This is a genomic window from Burkholderiales bacterium (assembly GCA_015075645.1).
Taxonomy (GTDB): Bacteria; Pseudomonadota; Gammaproteobacteria; order Burkholderiales; family Casimicrobiaceae; genus VBCG01.
Map to the genome: position 1 here is coordinate 87,402 of JABTUF010000002.1, position 16,473 is coordinate 103,874.

Genomic DNA, 16,473 nt, shown 5'->3' on the forward strand with positions numbered 1-16,473 from the left:
CGGACGGCTCCTTTCCGTCCGGTGCCCATGCGGCTCTCCACGCTCCAGATCGGTCTCATCGTCGCGGGCATCGCGCTCGTCCTGGGCGTGGTCGTCTACAACGCCTGGCAGCTTCGCCGCGCGCGGCATCGGCCTGAAGCGCCGGCGCGGGCGAACGGCGGTGCGCGACCCGGCGGGCGTGTCGAGCCGACGCTCGCGAATGGCCCGGCGAGCGCCGCGTCGCCCGCGTCGACGATACCGGTGAGCGGCGAGCCGTTCGGCATTCCGATGGAGGAGACCGAAACGCTCGCGGACGAGGCGGCCGACGCCGGCGAGAGCCTGGCGGCACCGATCACCCGCAGCGCGATGGCCGATCCGCCGGCCGCGCAGGGCACCCATCCGCAGCCGGACCCCGAGATCGAATGCGTCGTGACGCTGCAGCCGGTGAAGCCTGCCGCGGCGGGAACGCTGGCGGCGGGACTGCACGCCCGACTGGGCAAGCCGTTGCGCTGGTTCGGCCGGCGCGACGCGCAGGCGACCTGGCAGCGGGTGACCGGAGACACGCCCGGCGAGTTCGGCGAGTTCGCGGCCTGCCTGCTGCTCGCCGACCGCAACGGCGCGGCGACCCGCGCGCAGATCGAGGCGTTCCACCAGGTGGTCGCAGAACTTGCGCCCCGTCTCCCGGCGGCCTGGTCCGCGGCGACTGCGGAGGACGAGGCGGTGCGGGCCGAGGAACTCGACCGCCTGTGCGCGGAACTCGACATGCAGATCGGGCTCACGATCCAGAAGGCCGACGGTTCACCCATCCCGGGCACCAAGCTCCGCGGCGTAGCCGAGGCCGCGGGATTCCGCCTCGCCCCGACCGGGCGTTTCGAGTACGTGCAGGAGGAGACCGGCGCGGTGCTCTACACGCTGCAGAACGCCAGGGGCGAGCTGTTCACCGCGGACGCGATGCGCGCGTCGTCGTTCCCGGGGGTGGTGCTGGTACTCGACGTGCCGCGCGTGGCCGACCCTCCGCGCGCCTTCGACCAGCTCCGGCTCGCCGCGAAACGCATGGCCCACACGCTGGGCGGGGAACTCGTCGACGACAACCAGCGCCCGCTCACCGATACCGCGCTGGCGGCGATCCGTACGCAGGTGGCCCAGGCGAGCGAACTCCTCGCCCGCGCGCAGATCGACCCGGGCAGCCCGCGCGCGCACAAGCTCTTCGCGGCCTGAACGGCCATGGCGGCCTCGCGCACCGCCCGGGAACGCGGCGCGAGCGCCGCGGCACGCGAGCGGGCGGCGGCGCTTCGCGCCGCCATCGTCGAGCACAACCGGCGCTACTATGACGAAGATGCGCCCTCGGTGAGCGACGCCGAGTACGACGCGCTCTATCGCGAACTCGAGGCGCTGGAATCGGCGCACCCGTCGCTCGTGACTCCGGACTCGCCGACGCAGCACGTCGGCGGCAGCCGCGCTGCGCAGTTCGCCCCGGTGCGCCATCGCGTGCCGATGCTCTCGATCCAGACCGAGACCCTGACGACGGCCGAGGGTGCGCTCGCCTTCGACGCGCGCATGCGCCGCGAACTCGGCCTTCTGCCGGACGATCCGCCGGTCGAGTACATGGCCGAGCTCAAGTTCGACGGCCTCGCGATGAGCCTGCGTTACGAGGACGGCGTGCTGCGGGTCGCGGCCACGCGCGGCGACGGCGAGACCGGCGAGGACGTGACGGCCAACGTCCGAACCATCGGCGAGATCCCGCAGAAGCTCGACGGCCGGGTGCCGCCGGTGCTCGAGGTGCGCGGCGAGATCTACATGACGCGCGAAGATTTCGCGGAGCTGAATGCGCGGCAGGAGGCGGCCGGACTGCGCCTGTACGTCAATCCGCGCAACACGGCGGCGGGCGCGGTGCGCCAGCTCGACCCGGCGATGACCGCGCAGCGCCCCCTGCACTTCTTCGCCTACGGCATCGGCGAGACCGAAGGCTGGACGCTTCCGGCGACGCAGTCCGCGCTGCTCGACGCGCTCTCGGCATTCGGTTTGCCGGTCAATGGCGACCGCGAGATCGCCCGCGGCGGCGAAGCGCTCGCCGGGTACTACGAAGCCGTCGAGGCGCGACGCGACGAACTGCCGTTCGAGATCGACGGCGTCGTCTACAAGGTCGACAGCCTCGCGCTGCAGGAGCGGCTCGGCTTCCGCACCCGCGAACCGCGCTGGGCGATCGCTCACAAGTTCCCGCCGGAGGAGATGGCGACACGCCTCGTCGCCATCGACGTGCAGGTCGGGCGGACCGGCGCGATCACGCCGGTCGCGCGCGTCGATCCGGTGTTCGTCGGCGGCACGACGGTCACCAACGTCACGCTGCACAACGAGGACGAGATCCGGCGCAGGGACCTCATGATCGGGGACACGGTGATCGTGCGCCGCGCCGGCGACGTCATCCCGCAGGTGGTGCGCGCGTTGCCGGAGCGGCGTCCGCCCGACGCCCGGCCCTTCGAGATGCCGACACGGTGTCCGGAATGCGATTCCGCGATCGTGCGCCTCGAGGGCGAGGTCGTCGCCCGCTGCACCGGCGGACTCGTGTGCCCGGCGCAGCGCAAGGCGTCGCTGCTGCACTTCGCGAGCCGGCGGGCGCTCGACATCGAAGGCCTGGGCGACAAGCTGGTCGACCAGTTGGTGGACGGCCGCATCGTGCGCACGCCCGCCGACCTCTACACGCTCGGCGTCGCGAAGCTCGCCGCACTCGACCGGATGGCCGAGCGCAGCGCCGGCAACCTGGTCGCCGCGATCGAACGGAGCAAGGACACGACGCTGCAGCGCTTCATCTACGCGCTCGGCATCCGCCACGTCGGCGAGTCGACCGCGCGCGACCTCGCGCGCCACTACGGCGGGCTCGACGCGCTGATGGACGCGGACGAGGCTTCGCTCCTCGAAGTGAACGAGGTCGGGCCGGTGCTCGCGGAGAGCATCGCGCGCTTCTTCGCCGAGGCGCACAACCGGGAGGGCATCGAACGGCTGCGCGCGGCGGGCGTGCGCTGGACCGAACACGCCCCGGCGCGAAGCGAGGTGGAAGGCGCGCTCGCCGGCCTGACGCTGGTGCTGACCGGCACGCTGCCGACGTTGAGCCGCGAGGAGGCGAAGGCGATGATCGAGGCTGCGGGCGGCAAGGCTGCCGGCAGCGTCTCGGCGAAGACGAGCTACGTGGTCGCCGGAGCCGACGCGGGCGGCAAGCTCGCGAAGGCCGGTGAACTCGGCATTCCGGTGCTGGACGAGGACGGACTGAAGGCATTGATCGCGGGGAAGGGAAAACGATGAGACGGATCCGCAAGGCGGTGTTCCCGGTCGCCGGGCTCGGCAGCCGGTTCCTGCCGGTGACCAAGGCGAGCCCGAAGGAGATGCTGCCGATCGTCGACAAGCCGCTGATCCAGTTCGCGGTCGAGGAGGCCGCGGCGGCGGGCATCACCGACATGATCTTCATCACCGGGCGCAGCAAGCGGGCGATCGAGGACCACTTCGACAAGGCCTACGAGCTCGAGACCGAACTTGCGCTGCGCAACAAGACCCGGCTGCTCGAACAGGTCCAGTCGGCCACGCCGGCCGGCATCAACTGCATCTACATCCGCCAGACCGAGGCGCTCGGGCTCGGACACGCGGTGCTCTGCGCGGAGCCGGTGATCGACGACGAGCCGTTCGCGGTGTTCCTCGCCGACGACCTGATCGACGCGCGCGTACCGGTGATGAAGCAGATGGTCGACCTCGCCGCCCGCGAGGAGGCTTCGGTGATCGGCGTGATGACCGTGGCGCCCGAGGAGGTCCAGAGTTACGGCATCGTCGAGGCGGACGCGCTTCCGGGCGGGTTCGCGCCGGTCGACCGGATCGTCGAGAAGCCGAAGCCGGGCGCGACGTCCTCGCGCCTGGGCGTGGTCGGCCGATACGTGCTCTCGCCTCGCATCTTCGATCACCTGCGCACGATGCCGCCGGGCGCGGGGGGCGAGATCCAACTGACCGACGCGATCGCGCGGCTGTGCGCCGACGAGAAGGTGCTGGCCTACGCGTTCGACGGCCGGCGCTACGACTGCGGCTCGCGCCTGGGCTACCTGGAGGCGACGCTCGACTACGGACTCAAGCATCCGGAAACCGGCGCGGCGTTCGCCCGCTACCTCGCCACGAGGCGGACGTGACGTTAAACGAGCTGCGCTACATCGTCGCGGTCGCCCAGGAGCGGAGCTTCGGACGCGCGGCGGCGAAGTGCTTCGTCAGCCAGCCGGCGCTGTCGGTCGCGATCCAGAAGCTCGAGGATGAACTGGGCGCGCAGCTCTTCGAGCGGGGCAAGTCGGAGGTGAGCATCACGGCGGTCGGCGAGCGCGTGGTCGAGCAGGCGCAGCGCGTGCTCGAGGAAGCTTCCCGGATCCGCGAACTCGCGCAGGCGGGACGCGACCAGCTCGCCGGACCGCTCAAGCTCGGCGTCATCTACACCGTCGCCCCCTACCTGCTGCCGGACCTGGTGCCCGCGCTCCACGAGCTCGCGCCGGGGATGCCGCTCGAGCTGGAGGAGAACCTGACCGAAGTGCTGGAAATCGAGCTGAAGAGCGGGCGGCTCGACGCGGCGATCATCGCGCTGCCGTTCGCCCCGCCCGGCGTGCAGAGCGAGTTTCTCTACGAGGAGCCGTTCCAGGTCGTCGTACCGTCGAACCACAAGTGGGCGAAACGCAAGTCGGTCCATCCCGACGAACTCGCCGGCGAACACGCGATCCTGTTGAACGTCGGGCACTGCTTCCGCGACCAGGTGCTCGACGCCTGTCCGGAACTGAACCGCCAGGACGTGCCGACCGCGCGCACCAATTCGCTCGAGACGGTCCGCAACATGGTGGCGTCCGGGCTCGGCGTGTCGGTGCTGCCGCGCGATGCGCTGACGCCGCGTTTCCACAGCCAGCTCGTGGTGCCGGTGCCGTTCGCGAAGCCGGTTCCGACGCGCCGGATCGCGGTGGCGTGCCGCAAGAGCTTCCCGCGGCCGAAGGCGATCGAGGCGATCAGGCGCGCCGTCGCCTCGATCCGCCCGCAGGCTCCGCGCGCGGGTTCGCGTTCCTGAGCGCCGGGCAATCGGGATCGCGTGGGCGCGGCCGGCAAAAAAAAAGGGGTTACGCTTTGCGCATAACCCCTTGGTTCGATGTGGTGGGCATTGCTGGGTTCGAACCAGCGACCCCTGCCGTGTGAAGGCAGTGCTCTACCACTGAGCTAAACGCCCCGCGAACCCAGACAGGAGCCTGCATTAGAGCACAAAGGGCGGCGGCGAGTAAACGGCGGAAGCGCGCCGGAGGCTGGTCCAGAGCCAGGCGCACCAGAATGGTGCGTGAAAGTGCCGCATCCTGGTGCGTTAACGACTCCGCAGCGATAGGGCAGTACCCAATTGCTGGATTTTCCAACGATTTTGCCCAAGGCTTCCCGATTGCGCCATGAAGGGTCCCGAACCCAGGCGAATGGCCGCCGCCTGCCGCGTCGAGATGCCGGATCCCGATCGGACCGCGCGACCGCATGGTCGGCACGCCCGTCGGGCCGGAGCGACCGAGCCTCCCGATGCCCGCCATGGTCGTTTCCCGACGGCGGCCATGCTGTGATGCCATGAGCCCTACCCACACGAGGCTCCTTCGAGGCACCGCGGTGGTGGGCATGCTCATCCTGCTCGCGGCGATCGGAGCATGGATGCTGCAGGCGTCGATCCCGCGCACGATCACGATCGCGACCGGTCCGGCGGGCAGCCAGTACTCGGCGTTCGCGGCGCGCTATCGTGCGACCCTCGCGCGCGACGGCGTGACGCTGGTCGAGCGCGGGTCCAAGGGTGTCGCCGAGAACGCGCGGCTCATCGCCGATCCCGGGTCGGGCGTGGACGTGGCGTTCATGCATGGCGGCGTGATGAGGAAACCGGACCGCGTCGTCATGCTCGCCGCGCTCTACTACGAGCCGCTCTGGGTGTTCACTCGCGGCCCCCGGACGCTCGACCGCCTGGACGAACTGCGTTACCGGAAGATCGCCATCGGCCATCCTGAAGAGGGTGTGAAACCGTTCATCGAACCGCTCCTCGCGGCGAACAACCTGACCGGTTTCAACACCACGCTCGATCCGATCGGAGGCGTCGAGGCGCTGCGCGCCCTCCAGCAGGGGCGCGTCGACGCCGCGATGTTCGTGGGTGGCGTCCATGCGCCGGCGATCTTCCAGGCACTGCACGACCGGGACCTGAAGCTCATGAACTTCCGGCGCGCGGCGGCCTACCAGCGCAGGTTCGACCACATCACGAGGCTCGTGCTGCCGATGGGGGTCGTCGATTTCGGGCTCGACCTCCCTCCGGAGGACGTGACGCTCATCTCCACCGAGGCCATGCTCGTCGCGCGCGACGACCTGCCGCCTGCGCTCATCAACCTGCTGCTCGAGGCTGCCGCCGTGCGGATACGCGTGCCCGCGAGTCACGCCAGCGAGGCCTACACGCTGCGCGAGCACGTCGCGCTGGTGCGGCGGGCGATCGACGTCAGGCAACAGGTAACAGGTAACAGGTAACAGGGATCAGAGGCCGCGGCTCGCGCAATGGGCGAGCGTGGGACAGGCACGTAAACTGTGCACATTCTGTGGCGATCCATTGTCGACCCCCGATTCCTGTTCCCTGTTCCCTGTTCCCTGTTCCCTGTTCCCTGTTACCTGATACCTGTTACCTGATACCTGTTACCTGATACCTGATACCTGATACCTGATACCTGATACCTGATACCTGATACCTGATACCTGATGACTGACGTCCGCACCCGCTTCGCCCCCAGCCCCACCGGCTTCCTGCACCTCGGGGGCGCCCGCACGGCGCTCTTCTCGTGGGCCTACGCCCGCCGGCACGGCGGCGCCTTCGTCTTGCGTGTCGAGGACACCGACCTCGCACGTTCGACGCCGGAGGCGGTGCAGGCGATCCTCGACGCCATGGCCTGGCTCGGGCTCGACTACGACGAAGGCCCGTACTACCAGATGCAGCGGATGGATCGCTACCGTGCGGTCATCGACGACATGCTCGCGCGCGGACTCGCCTACCGCTGCTACATGTCGACCGACGAACTCGATGCGCTGCGGGCGAGGCAGATGGCCGCGGGCGAGAAGCCGCGCTACGACGGTCGCTGGCGCCCCGAGCATGCGGCGGCGAACGGGCTCGTGCCGCCGCCGGGCGTCGCGCCGGTCGTGCGCTTCCGCAATCCCGACGGCGGAGGTGTCGCGTGGGACGATCGGGTCAAGGGCCGCATCGAGTTCGCGAACGCGGAACTCGACGACCTCGTCATCGCGCGCGCCGACGGGACGCCGACCTACAACTTCTGCGTGGTCGTCGATGACATCGACATGCGCATCACCCACGTGATCCGCGGCGACGACCACGTGAACAACACGCCGCGCCAGATCAACATCTTCCGGGCGCTGGGCCGCGAGTCGCCGGTGTTCGCGCACGTGCCCACGGTGCTGGGCGAGGACGGGCAGAAGCTCTCCAAGCGCCATGGCGCCGTGTCGGTGATGGAGTACGAGGCCGCGGGCTACCTGCCGGAGGCGATGGTGAACTTCCTCGCGCGCCTCGGATGGGCGCACGGCGACGACGAGGTCTTCTCGCCGGCGGAGTTCGTGTCGTGGTTCGACCTCGACGCGATCAATCCGGCGCCGTCGCGGTTCAACACCGACAAGCTCCACTGGGTCAACCAGGAGCACATGAAGCGGATGGACGCCGCCGAACTCGGCGCGCGACTACGACCGTACCTCGAGCGCGCCGGCCTCGACCCTGCGACAGGTCCCGATCCCGGCGCGGTCGCGGTGCTGCTCCGCGATCGGGTCCGCACGCTCACTGAAATGGCCGACGCCGCGCACTACTTCTACGCGATGCCGCATCCGCCGCGCGACAAGGTCGCCGAACACCTGACCGAGCAGAACCGGCCTGCGGTTGCGGCGATTGCCGAAGCGTTCGAAGACCTGCCGTGGACGCGCGAGGCGATCGGCGAGCGCCTCAAGTCCGAAGCGAAGAAGCACGGACTCAAGCCGCCGCAGCTCTTCATGCCGCTGCGGATGCTGGTGGCGGGGACGACGCAGACTCCGTCGCTCGATGCCGTGCTCGAACTCGTCGGGCGCGATGCGGTGCGCTCCCGGATTGCGGCGGGTCTCGCGCGTTGGTCGGAGGGTAAGGCGCCGGCTTGAAGGCCGATCTACGAAGATGTCGTGGGTCGGGCTTCAGCCCGACATCGCGAACCCGTGGGTCGGGCTTCAGCCCGACGCGATGCGGCGCGCTTCGGAACCCGTCGGCCTGAAGGCCGACCCACAACCGCTCCCGTGGGTCGGGCTTCAGCCCGACGCGATGCGGCGCGCTCGGAACCTGTCGGCCTGAAGGCCGACGCACAACCGCTCCCGTGGGTCGGGCTTCAGCCCGACGCGATGCGGCGCGCTTCGGAACCTGTCGGCCTGAAGGCCGACCTACAGGGGCAGATGTCGGCCTGAAGGCCGACCTGCTCAGGCGCCCAGCATCGGAAGGACGAGTCCGTGGCGACGCGCGGTCTCGATCGCGGAGTCGTAGCCCGCGTCGGCGTGGCGCATCACGCCGGATCCGGGGTCGTTCACCAGCACGCGCGCGAGCCGGCGGCGCGCCGCCTCGGTGCCGTCGGCGACGATCACCATGCCGGCGTGCTGCGAGTAGCCCATGCCGACGCCGCCGCCGTGGTGCAGCGACACCCAGGTCGCGCCGCCCGCGGTGTTGAGCAACGCATTCAGGAGCGGCCAGTCGGACACCGCGTCGGTGCCATCGCGCATCGCCTCGGTTTCGCGGTTGGGACTCGCGACCGAGCCGGTGTCGAGGTGGTCGCGGCCGATGACGATCGGCGCCTTCAACTCGCCCGAGGCGACCATGTCGTTGAACGCGAGTCCGGCCCGGTCGCGCTCGCCCAGGCCGAGCCAGCAGATGCGCGCGGGCAGGCCCTGAAACGCGATGCGGCTCCCCGCCATGTCGAGCCAGCGGTGGACGTGCCGGTTTTCCGGGAAGAGTTCCTTCACCTTCGCGTCGGTCCTGCGGATGTCCTCGGGATCGCCGGACAGTGCCACCCAGCGGAACGGGCCCTTGCCTTCGCAGAAGAGCGGGCGGATGTACGCCGGGACGAAACCGGGGAAGGCGAAGGCGTCCAGCACGCCACGGTCGAGCGCGACCTGGCGGATGTTGTTGCCGTAATCGACCGTCGGCACGCCCATCGCGTGGAAGTCGAGCATCGCGCGCACGTGGACCGCGCAGGAAGCCGACGCGGCGTCGACGAGCGAAGCGTGCAGCGAGGGATCGCGCTGCGCGTCCTTCCACCGCTCGACGCTCCAGCCCGCCGGCAGGTAGCCGTGGACGAGATCGTGCGCGGAGGTCTGGTCGGTGACGAGGTCGGGGCGGGGGCCGCCGGCCTTCGCGCGGCGCACGAGTTCGGGCAGCACGTCGGCGGCGTTGCCGAGGAGCCCGATCGACACCGCCTCGCGGTGGGCGGTGTGGTGGCGCACGAGGTCGAGCGCGTCGTCGAGGTCGCGGGCCTGCTTGTCGAGGTAGCGGGTGCGCAACCGGAAGTCGAGGCTCGCCTGCTGACACTCGACGACGAGCGAGGTCGCGCCGGCGAAGCTCGCGGCGAGCGGCTGCGCGCCGCCCATGCCGCCCAGTCCCGCGGTGAGGATCCAGCGGCCGGCGAAGTCGCCGCCGTAGTGCTGGCGCGCGGCCTCCGCGAAGGTCTCGTAGGTGCCCTGCACGATGCCCTGGCTGCCGATGTAGATCCAGCTGCCCGCGGTCATCTGCCCGTACATGAACAGGCCCTTGCGGTCGAGCTCGTGGAAGTGCTCCCAGGTGGCCCACTTGGGCACCAGGTTCGAGTTCGCGATCAGCACGCGCGGGGCGTCCGGATGGGTCTTGAACACGCCGACCGGCTTGCCCGACTGGATGAGCAGCGACTCGTCGTCGCGAAGCTCCCGTAGCGTCGCCAGGATACGGTCGAACGACGGCCAGTCGCGCGCCGCGCGGCCGATGCCGCCGTAGACGACGAGGTGCTGCGGGTGCTCGGCGACTTCCGGGTCGAGGTTGTTCTGGATCATCCGGTACGCGGCTTCGGTGAGCCAGCTGCGGCAGGTGAGCGCCGTGCCGCGCGGCGCGCGAATGACGCGTGACGGGTCGAGCCGGGGGTCTTGGCGGGCGAGCGTGGTGTCGTTCATGCGAACCTCCGGTGCGCGAAGGAGTGAAACACCCATTCGCTGCTTCGATCGACGAAGACGCGGCGCCATTGTAGTCCCGCGTATCGCTCTCCGGCGAATCGTCTTGGCGCGGACGGGGGCATTCGGTAGAATGACAATTTCCGGCCCCTTAGGCATTCCATGCCCAAGTACGTCTTCGTGACCGGTGGCGTCGTTTCCTCGTTGGGGAAGGGCATCGCCGCCGCGTCGCTGGCCGCGATCCTCACTTCCCGCGGCGTCCGCGTCACCAACCTCAAGCTCGACCCCTACATCAACGTCGATCCCGGCACGATGTCGCCGTTCCAGCACGGCGAGGTGTTCGTGACCGAGGACGGCGCCGAGACCGACCTCGACCTCGGGCACTACGAGCGCTTCACCGACGTGCGGATGGGGAAGCGCAACAACTTCACCACCGGCCAGATCTACGAGAGCGTCATCCGCAAGGAGCGGCGGGGCGATTACCTCGGCGGCACCGTGCAGGTCATTCCGCACATCACCGACGAGATCAAGGCGTGGATCGCGGCGGGCGCGGGAGACGCGGAAGTCGCGGTGGTCGAGGTCGGCGGCACCGTCGGCGACATCGAGAGCCTGCCGTTCCTCGAGGCGATCCGGCAGATGGGCATCCAGGTCGGCCGCGAGAACGTCTGCTACATCCACCTGACGCTCGTCCCGTACATCCCGACCGCGGGCGAGATGAAGACCAAGCCGACGCAGCACTCGGTGAAGGAGCTTCGCGAGATCGGCATCCAGCCCGACGTCGTGCTGTGCCGCGCCGACCGTCCGATTCCCGACGGCGACCGGCGCAAGATCGCGCTGTTCACCAACGTCGCGCCCGAGGCCGTCATTCCGGCGCTCGACGCGGATTCCATCTACAAGATCCCCGCCGCGCTGCACGCGGAGGGCCTCGACACGATCGTGTGCCGCAAGCTCGCGATCGACCCGAGGCCGGCCGACCTGTCGGGATGGAACCGGCTCACCGACGCCCTCGAGCATCCCGAGCACACGGTGAGCGTCGCGATGGTCGGCAAGTACGTCGATCTGACCGAATCGTACAAGTCGCTCTCCGAGGCGCTCATCCACGCCGGCATCCACACGCGAAGCCGCGTGGAGATCCACTACGTCGACTCCGAGGCGATCGAGCGCGACGGCGTCGGGGCGCTCGAGGGCATGGACGCGATCCTCGTGCCTGGCGGGTTCGGCAAGCGCGGCGTCGAGGGCAAGATCCGGGCGATCCGCTACGCCCGCGAGCGCCACGTCCCCTACCTCGGCATTTGCCTCGGCATGCAGCTCGCGGTGATCGAGCACGCGCGCCACCGCGCCGGTCTCGCGAACGCGAATTCGACCGAGTTCGATCCCGACACGCCGCATCCGGTGGTCGCGCTCATCACCGAGTGGCAGGACCGCGATGGCAACATCGAACGGCGTACCGAGAGTTCGGACCTGGGCGGCACGATGCGCCTGGGCGCGCAACCCTGCGAGGTCGTGCCCGGCTCGCTCGCGCACCGCATCTACGGTTCGATCACGGTGGCCGAGCGCCACCGCCACCGCTACGAAGTCAACAACCACTACCTGCCTCGCCTCGAGGCGACCGGTCTCGTGGTGAGCGCGCGCGCGAAGAGCGAAACCGCGGGCGACCTGTGCGAGATGATCGAGCTCGCCGATCACCCGTGGTTCTTCGGTTGCCAGTTCCATCCCGAGTTCACGTCGAACCCGCGCCGCGGGCATCCGCTCTTCGTGAGCTTCGTGCGCGCCGGGCTCGCGCGTCGCGGCGCCGGCGGGGATTCCGCTTCGGCGGTGGCGGAACTGGTCGCCTCCCTTTGAAGTGCCGGGAAGGGAGAAGGGGACATGCCGGGAAGGGGGACGGGGGAAGAGGGAAGGGTGCGGCGGCGTGATGCGCGCGTCGGGGTCGAACTCGGTTCGTCACCTTTACGGGAGCGTTCGCGTCGGCAACGCGGCACTCTTCCCCCTTCCCCCTTCCCCCTTCGCGCTTCATGAATCTGTGCGGCTTCGACGTCGGCCTCGACCGGCCGTTGTTCCTGATCGCGGGTCCCTGCGTCGTCGAGTCGCGCACGCTGCAGGTGGACGTGGCCGGTGCGCTGAAGGAGATGACCGGGGCGCTCGGCATTCCGTTCGTCTTCAAGTCGAGCTACGACAAGGCGAACCGCAGCTCGCACGCGAGCTACCGCGGCCCGGGGATCGACGAAGGGCTCTCGATCCTCGCCGAAGTGAAGCGGCAGGTCGGCGTGCCGGTGCTGACCGACGTCCACGAAGCGGACGAGATCGCCACGGTCGCGGAAGTCGTCGACGTGCTGCAGACGCCGGCGTTCCTGTGCCGGCAGACCGACTTCATCCAGGCGGTCGCGCGCTCGGGCAGGCCGGTCAACATCAAGAAGGGCCAGTTCCTCGCGCCGGAGGACATGACGCAGGTCGTAGCTAAGGCGAAGGCCGCGAGCGGCGCGGACAACATCCTCGTGTGCGAGCGCGGGGCGTCGTTCGGCTACCACAACCTCGTCTCGGACATGCGCTCGCTCGCGATCATGCGCGGAACCGGATGCCCGGTCGTGTTCGACGCGACGCACTCGGTGCAGCTTCCGGGCGGGCAGGGCACCTCGTCGGGCGGACAGCGCGAGTTCGTGCCGGTGCTCGCGCGTGCGGCGGTCGCGGCCGGTGTCGCGGGCGTGTTCATGGAGACCCACCCCGACCCCGCGAAGGCACTCTCCGACGGCCCGAACGCCTGGCCGCTGCCGCGGATGCGCGCGCTGCTCGAGACGCTCGTCGAACTCGATGTCTCGGTCAAGCGCCGCAGCCTGCCTGAAGCCGAACTGATGGCCTCGCGATGATCCGTACCGGCCACCATCATGCCCACCCGCGTGGGCGCCCTGGACGGTGCATGATCCCTCCATTCATCGCACATCGCGGGCTCCCATCGCGGCTCGATGCCGCGCCACCGGCGTTCGATTGCCGCTGCCGCTTCTGATCCCTGACCTCTGATCCCTGATCCCTGCCAATGAGCGCCATCGTCGACGTCATCGCCCGCGAGATCCTCGATTCCCGCGGCAATCCCACCATCGAAGCCGACGTCGTGCTGGAATCGGGCGTGTCGGGCCGCGCGGCCGTGCCCTCCGGCGCCTCGACCGGGTCGAAAGAGGCGGTCGAGTTGCGCGACGGCGACGCGAAGCGCTACGGCGGCAAGGGCGTCACGCGCGCGGTCGAGCACGTCAACACCGAGATCTGCGAGGCGATCCTCGGGCTCGACGCCACCGAGCAGGGACTCATCGACAAGACGCTCTGCGAGCTCGACGGCACCGAGAACAAGGGCCGGCTCGGCGCGAACGCCATCCTCGCGGTGTCCTGCGCGGTCGCGAAGGCCGCGGCCGAGGAGTCCTCGCTGCCGCTCTACCGCTACCTCGGGGGCGCGGGCGAGATGCAGCTCCCGGTGCCGCTGATGAACGTGATCAACGGCGGGGCGCACGCGAACAACAAGATCGACCTGCAGGAGTTCATGCTCGTGCCGCTCGGCGCGCCCTCGTTCCGCGAGGCATTGCGCTACGGCGCCGAGGTGTTCCACACGCTGAAGAAGCTGATCGACGCGCGCGGCATGCCGACGACGGTGGGCGACGAAGGCGGCTTCGCGCCGGACCTGCCGTCGAACGAGTCGGCGCTGCAGTTGCTGGTCGAGGCGATCGACCGGGCCGGCTACGAGCCGGGGCGCGACATCGCGCTCGCGCTCGACTGCGCAGCGTCCGAGTACTTCGTCGACGGCGCCTACCGGCTGGAGGGCGAGAACCGCGTGTTGACGAGCGCGCAGATGATCGACGTGCTCGCCACCTGGTGCGGCAAGTATCCGATCGTCAGCATCGAGGACGGCATGTCCGAGCACGACTGGGACGGCTGGAAGGCGCTGACCGAGCGTCTCGGCCGCGACGTGCAGCTCGTCGGCGACGACATCTTCTGCACCAGCACGAAGATCCTGAAGCAGGGGATCGCGAAGGGCGTCGCGAACTCGATCCTCGTCAAGATCAACCAGATCGGCACGCTCTCGGAAACCTTCGCCGCCATCACGATGGCGAACCGGGCCCGCTACACCGCGGTCGTCTCGCACCGCTCGGGCGAGACCGAGGACAGCATCATCGCGGACATCGCGGTGGGCACCAACGCCGGCCAGATCAAGACCGGGTCGCTCTCGCGCTCCGACCGCATCGCGAAGTACAACCAGCTCCTCCGCATCGAGGAGGACCTGGGCGACGCCGCGTCCTATCCGGGGCGCGACGCCTTCTTCAACCTCGAGGGATGACGCCCCCTCCCGAAGCAGGACGTTGACGAGTAATGCGCTGGCTCGCCCTGATCTTCTTGGCCGCGATCGCCGCGCTGCAGATACCGATGTGGCTGGGCAAGGGCGGCTGGCTCGCGGTGGGCGAGCTCGACCGGCAGGTCGCCCTGCAGCGTGCGGGCAACGAGAAGCTGCGGGCCCGCAACGAGGCGCTCGACGCCGACGTGCGCGACCTCAAGTCCGGCAGCGAGGCGATCGAGGAGCGCGCCCGCTCGGAACTCGGCATGATCCGGAACGACGAAGTATTCTTCCAGATCCAGCCCGGCGCCCTGCCCAAGGCCGCGCCGGCCGCGCGCTGACGCACGGCGGCGCATGATCCGGATCGCGTCGCGCCACAACCCGCGGCTGCGCGAGGTGGCGCGCCTCATCGCATCGTCGCGCGACCGTCGCCGGGCCCGGCGGGCGATCCTCGAAGGCGAGCACGTCGTCTCCGAGTACCTCGCGCGCTTCGGTGCTCCCGAGGCGCTGGTCGTGAACGAGGACGCCGCAATCCGGCCGGGCATCGCCGCGCTGGTTGCAAGGGTGCCCGCGGCGAGCGTGCTCCTGCTGCCGCGGGCACTGTTCGACGGCCTGGGTGCGCTTCCCCCGGACATCGGCGTACTGGCGGTCGCGGCCGCACCGGCCCCTGCGGCGATCTCCGCGATCGGCGGCGCGCTGGTGCTGTTCCTGGAGGCGATCCAGGATCCCGGGAACCTGGGCTCGATGCTGCGCTCGGCCGCCGCCTTCGGCGTCGATGCGGTGGTCCTGTCGCCCGACTGCGCATTCCCATGGGCGCCGAAGGTGCTGCGCGCCGGGCAGGGCGCGCATTTCCGGGTGGCGATTCACGAGGACGGGGATCTGATCGCGACCGCGCGCGCGTTTCGCGCCGCCGGCGGACGCATGCTCGCGACGGTGGTGGACGGGGGCGTGCCGCTGCCGCGGGTTCGTGCGGACGGCCGCATCGCGCTCGCGATCGGCAACGAGGGATCGGGACTTTCGGCGGCGCTTCTGGCTGAAGCCGACGAGGTCGTGACGATCCCGATGCCCGGGGGCACCGAGTCGCTCAACGCCGCAGCTGCGGCGGCGGTGGCGCTCTACGAGATCGCGCGCGGAAGGGTCGGAACGTCCAGGTGAACCCGGCAGGGACGCCGGGGTCGTTCGCGGCGCATCACTGCTGCGGCGTACCGCTGAAGGTTCCGGCCTCGATGCAGCCGTTGCCGAGCGGCGCGGTCCAGGCGAGTTCAATGCCGCCGTTCGACGTGCGCCGCATGTCGGTGATGTTCACCGGCGAGGTCGTGCCGCCGCAACTGTAGTTCCCGCTCGGCATCGTCCGCACCCGACCCGTCTGCAAGGTGATGCCTTCCATGATGCAGTCGGTGGCGCCCTCGAGCGTGATCTGGTCGATTTCGAGCGTCGAGTTGGCTTTCTCGGTGACGATGAGCTGGTAGGCGTACGGCGTCGTGCTGGCGCCCGACGCGCATTGCGCGGAGTTCTTGATCAGCATCCCGCCGAGGTAGACGCCGCCGAGATCGATGGGCGTGAGACTCTGGCGTTCGATGGTTTTCGCCACCTGCACCGCATCGATGCGATAGGTGAAGGAGCCGCGGGTCACGCTCTGCGCGACGAACTGGGCGTCGCCGGCCGGCGTGCAGCTCGCGTTGCCCGGCACCCATGGCGCGCCATACCAGGTCCCCACGCAGCGGTAGACAATGCCGGAGTAGCTGCCGGCACCGGCCTGATACAACGACGCGACGACCCACGTCGGCTTTCCATCCTGGCCGTAGACGAAAAAGGTGGCGAAGATGAAGCCTGGACTCTGGACCAAGTTGACTCCCCAGCCGGATTCGCTGCCTGCTGTGGCCCACCAGATGTCGGAGTAGTCCGGATCGGCGGCACGTGCCGGCGCTGCTGCGAGGAACGCTGCGGCGAACGTGACCAGGGCGAGGCGGCGGAGCATGTCG

13 protein-coding genes and 1 tRNA gene are annotated in these 16,473 nt (G+C 69.6%); 11 read left to right on the forward strand and 3 right to left on the reverse strand.

What is annotated here, in order from left to right; all coding sequences use genetic code 11:
• Positions 1-27: 27 nt before the first annotated feature.
• Genes HS109_03845 through HS109_03860 form a run of 4 tightly spaced genes read left to right on the forward strand, consistent with a single transcriptional unit; the run spans position 28 to position 5,050 of the window.
• Positions 28-1,197, forward strand: a complete 1,170-nt coding sequence (locus HS109_03845; GenBank protein ID MBE7521502.1) for a cell division protein ZipA C-terminal FtsZ-binding domain-containing protein — start codon at positions 28-30, stop codon at positions 1,195-1,197.
• Positions 1,198-1,203: 6 nt separating this feature from the next.
• The gene (ligA, locus tag HS109_03850; GenBank protein ID MBE7521503.1) at positions 1,204-3,276 is read left to right on the forward strand and encodes an NAD-dependent DNA ligase LigA; all 2,073 of its coding nucleotides are present in this window, start codon (positions 1,204-1,206) and stop codon (positions 3,274-3,276) included.
• Positions 3,273-4,142, forward strand: a complete 870-nt coding sequence (gene galU / locus HS109_03855) for a UTP--glucose-1-phosphate uridylyltransferase GalU (GenBank protein ID MBE7521504.1) — start codon at positions 3,273-3,275, stop codon at positions 4,140-4,142. The genes ligA and galU overlap by 4 nt, the downstream gene beginning before the upstream one ends.
• A complete protein-coding gene (locus tag HS109_03860; protein MBE7521505.1) occupies positions 4,139-5,050 on the forward strand; it encodes a LysR family transcriptional regulator in 912 nt (303 codons plus the stop codon). Before galU ends, HS109_03860 begins: the two co-directional genes overlap by 4 nt.
• Positions 5,051-5,131: 81 nt before the next feature.
• Here the strand turns inward: HS109_03860 and HS109_03865 are convergent.
• Positions 5,132-5,206, reverse strand: a tRNA-Val gene (locus HS109_03865).
• Positions 5,207-5,580: 374 nt separating this feature from the next.
• Between HS109_03865 and HS109_03870 the strand changes: the two genes are divergently transcribed.
• Positions 5,581-6,510 (forward strand): hypothetical protein, encoded by a 930-nt coding sequence (locus HS109_03870; protein ID MBE7521506.1) that lies wholly within the window; start codon positions 5,581-5,583, stop codon positions 6,508-6,510.
• Positions 6,511-6,732: 222 nt separating this feature from the next.
• Positions 6,733-8,163, forward strand: a complete 1,431-nt coding sequence (gene gltX / locus HS109_03875; protein ID MBE7521507.1) for a glutamate--tRNA ligase — start codon at positions 6,733-6,735, stop codon at positions 8,161-8,163.
• Between the two features lie 309 nt (positions 8,164-8,472).
• Here gltX and HS109_03880 read toward each other — a convergent pair whose 3' ends face one another.
• The gene (locus HS109_03880) at positions 8,473-10,185 is read right to left on the reverse strand and encodes a urocanate hydratase (protein ID MBE7521508.1); all 1,713 of its coding nucleotides are present in this window, start codon (positions 10,183-10,185) and stop codon (positions 8,473-8,475) included.
• Positions 10,186-10,344: 159 nt separating this feature from the next.
• Between HS109_03880 and HS109_03885 the strand changes: the two genes are divergently transcribed.
• The 5 genes from HS109_03885 (at position 10,345) to HS109_03905 (ending at position 15,646) form a co-directional block, all read left to right on the forward strand.
• Entirely contained in the window at positions 10,345-12,024 is a 1,680-nt protein-coding gene (locus tag HS109_03885; GenBank protein ID MBE7521509.1) for a CTP synthase, read from the forward strand.
• A gap of 170 nt (positions 12,025-12,194) precedes the next feature.
• The gene (gene kdsA, locus HS109_03890) at positions 12,195-13,043 is read left to right on the forward strand and encodes a 3-deoxy-8-phosphooctulonate synthase (GenBank protein ID MBE7521510.1); all 849 of its coding nucleotides are present in this window, start codon (positions 12,195-12,197) and stop codon (positions 13,041-13,043) included.
• 167 nt (positions 13,044-13,210) lie between these two features.
• Positions 13,211-14,497 carry a phosphopyruvate hydratase gene (gene eno / locus HS109_03895; GenBank protein ID MBE7521511.1) on the forward strand — a complete coding sequence of 429 codons (1,287 nt, stop codon included), beginning with the start codon at positions 13,211-13,213 and terminating at the stop codon, positions 14,495-14,497.
• Positions 14,498-14,529: 32 nt separating this feature from the next.
• Entirely contained in the window at positions 14,530-14,832 is a 303-nt protein-coding gene (gene ftsB / locus HS109_03900) for a cell division protein FtsB (GenBank protein MBE7521512.1), read from the forward strand.
• Between the two features lie 13 nt (positions 14,833-14,845).
• Positions 14,846-15,646, forward strand: coding sequence for an RNA methyltransferase (locus HS109_03905; protein ID MBE7521513.1), 801 nt, complete (start codon positions 14,846-14,848; stop codon positions 15,644-15,646).
• Between the two features lie 34 nt (positions 15,647-15,680).
• On the opposite strand, the gene HS109_03910 is transcribed toward HS109_03905, so the two are convergent.
• On the reverse strand, positions 15,681-16,469 hold the full coding sequence (locus HS109_03910) for a hypothetical protein (protein ID MBE7521514.1): 789 nt from the start codon (positions 16,467-16,469) through the stop codon (positions 15,681-15,683).
• Positions 16,470-16,473: the final 4 nt, after the last annotated feature.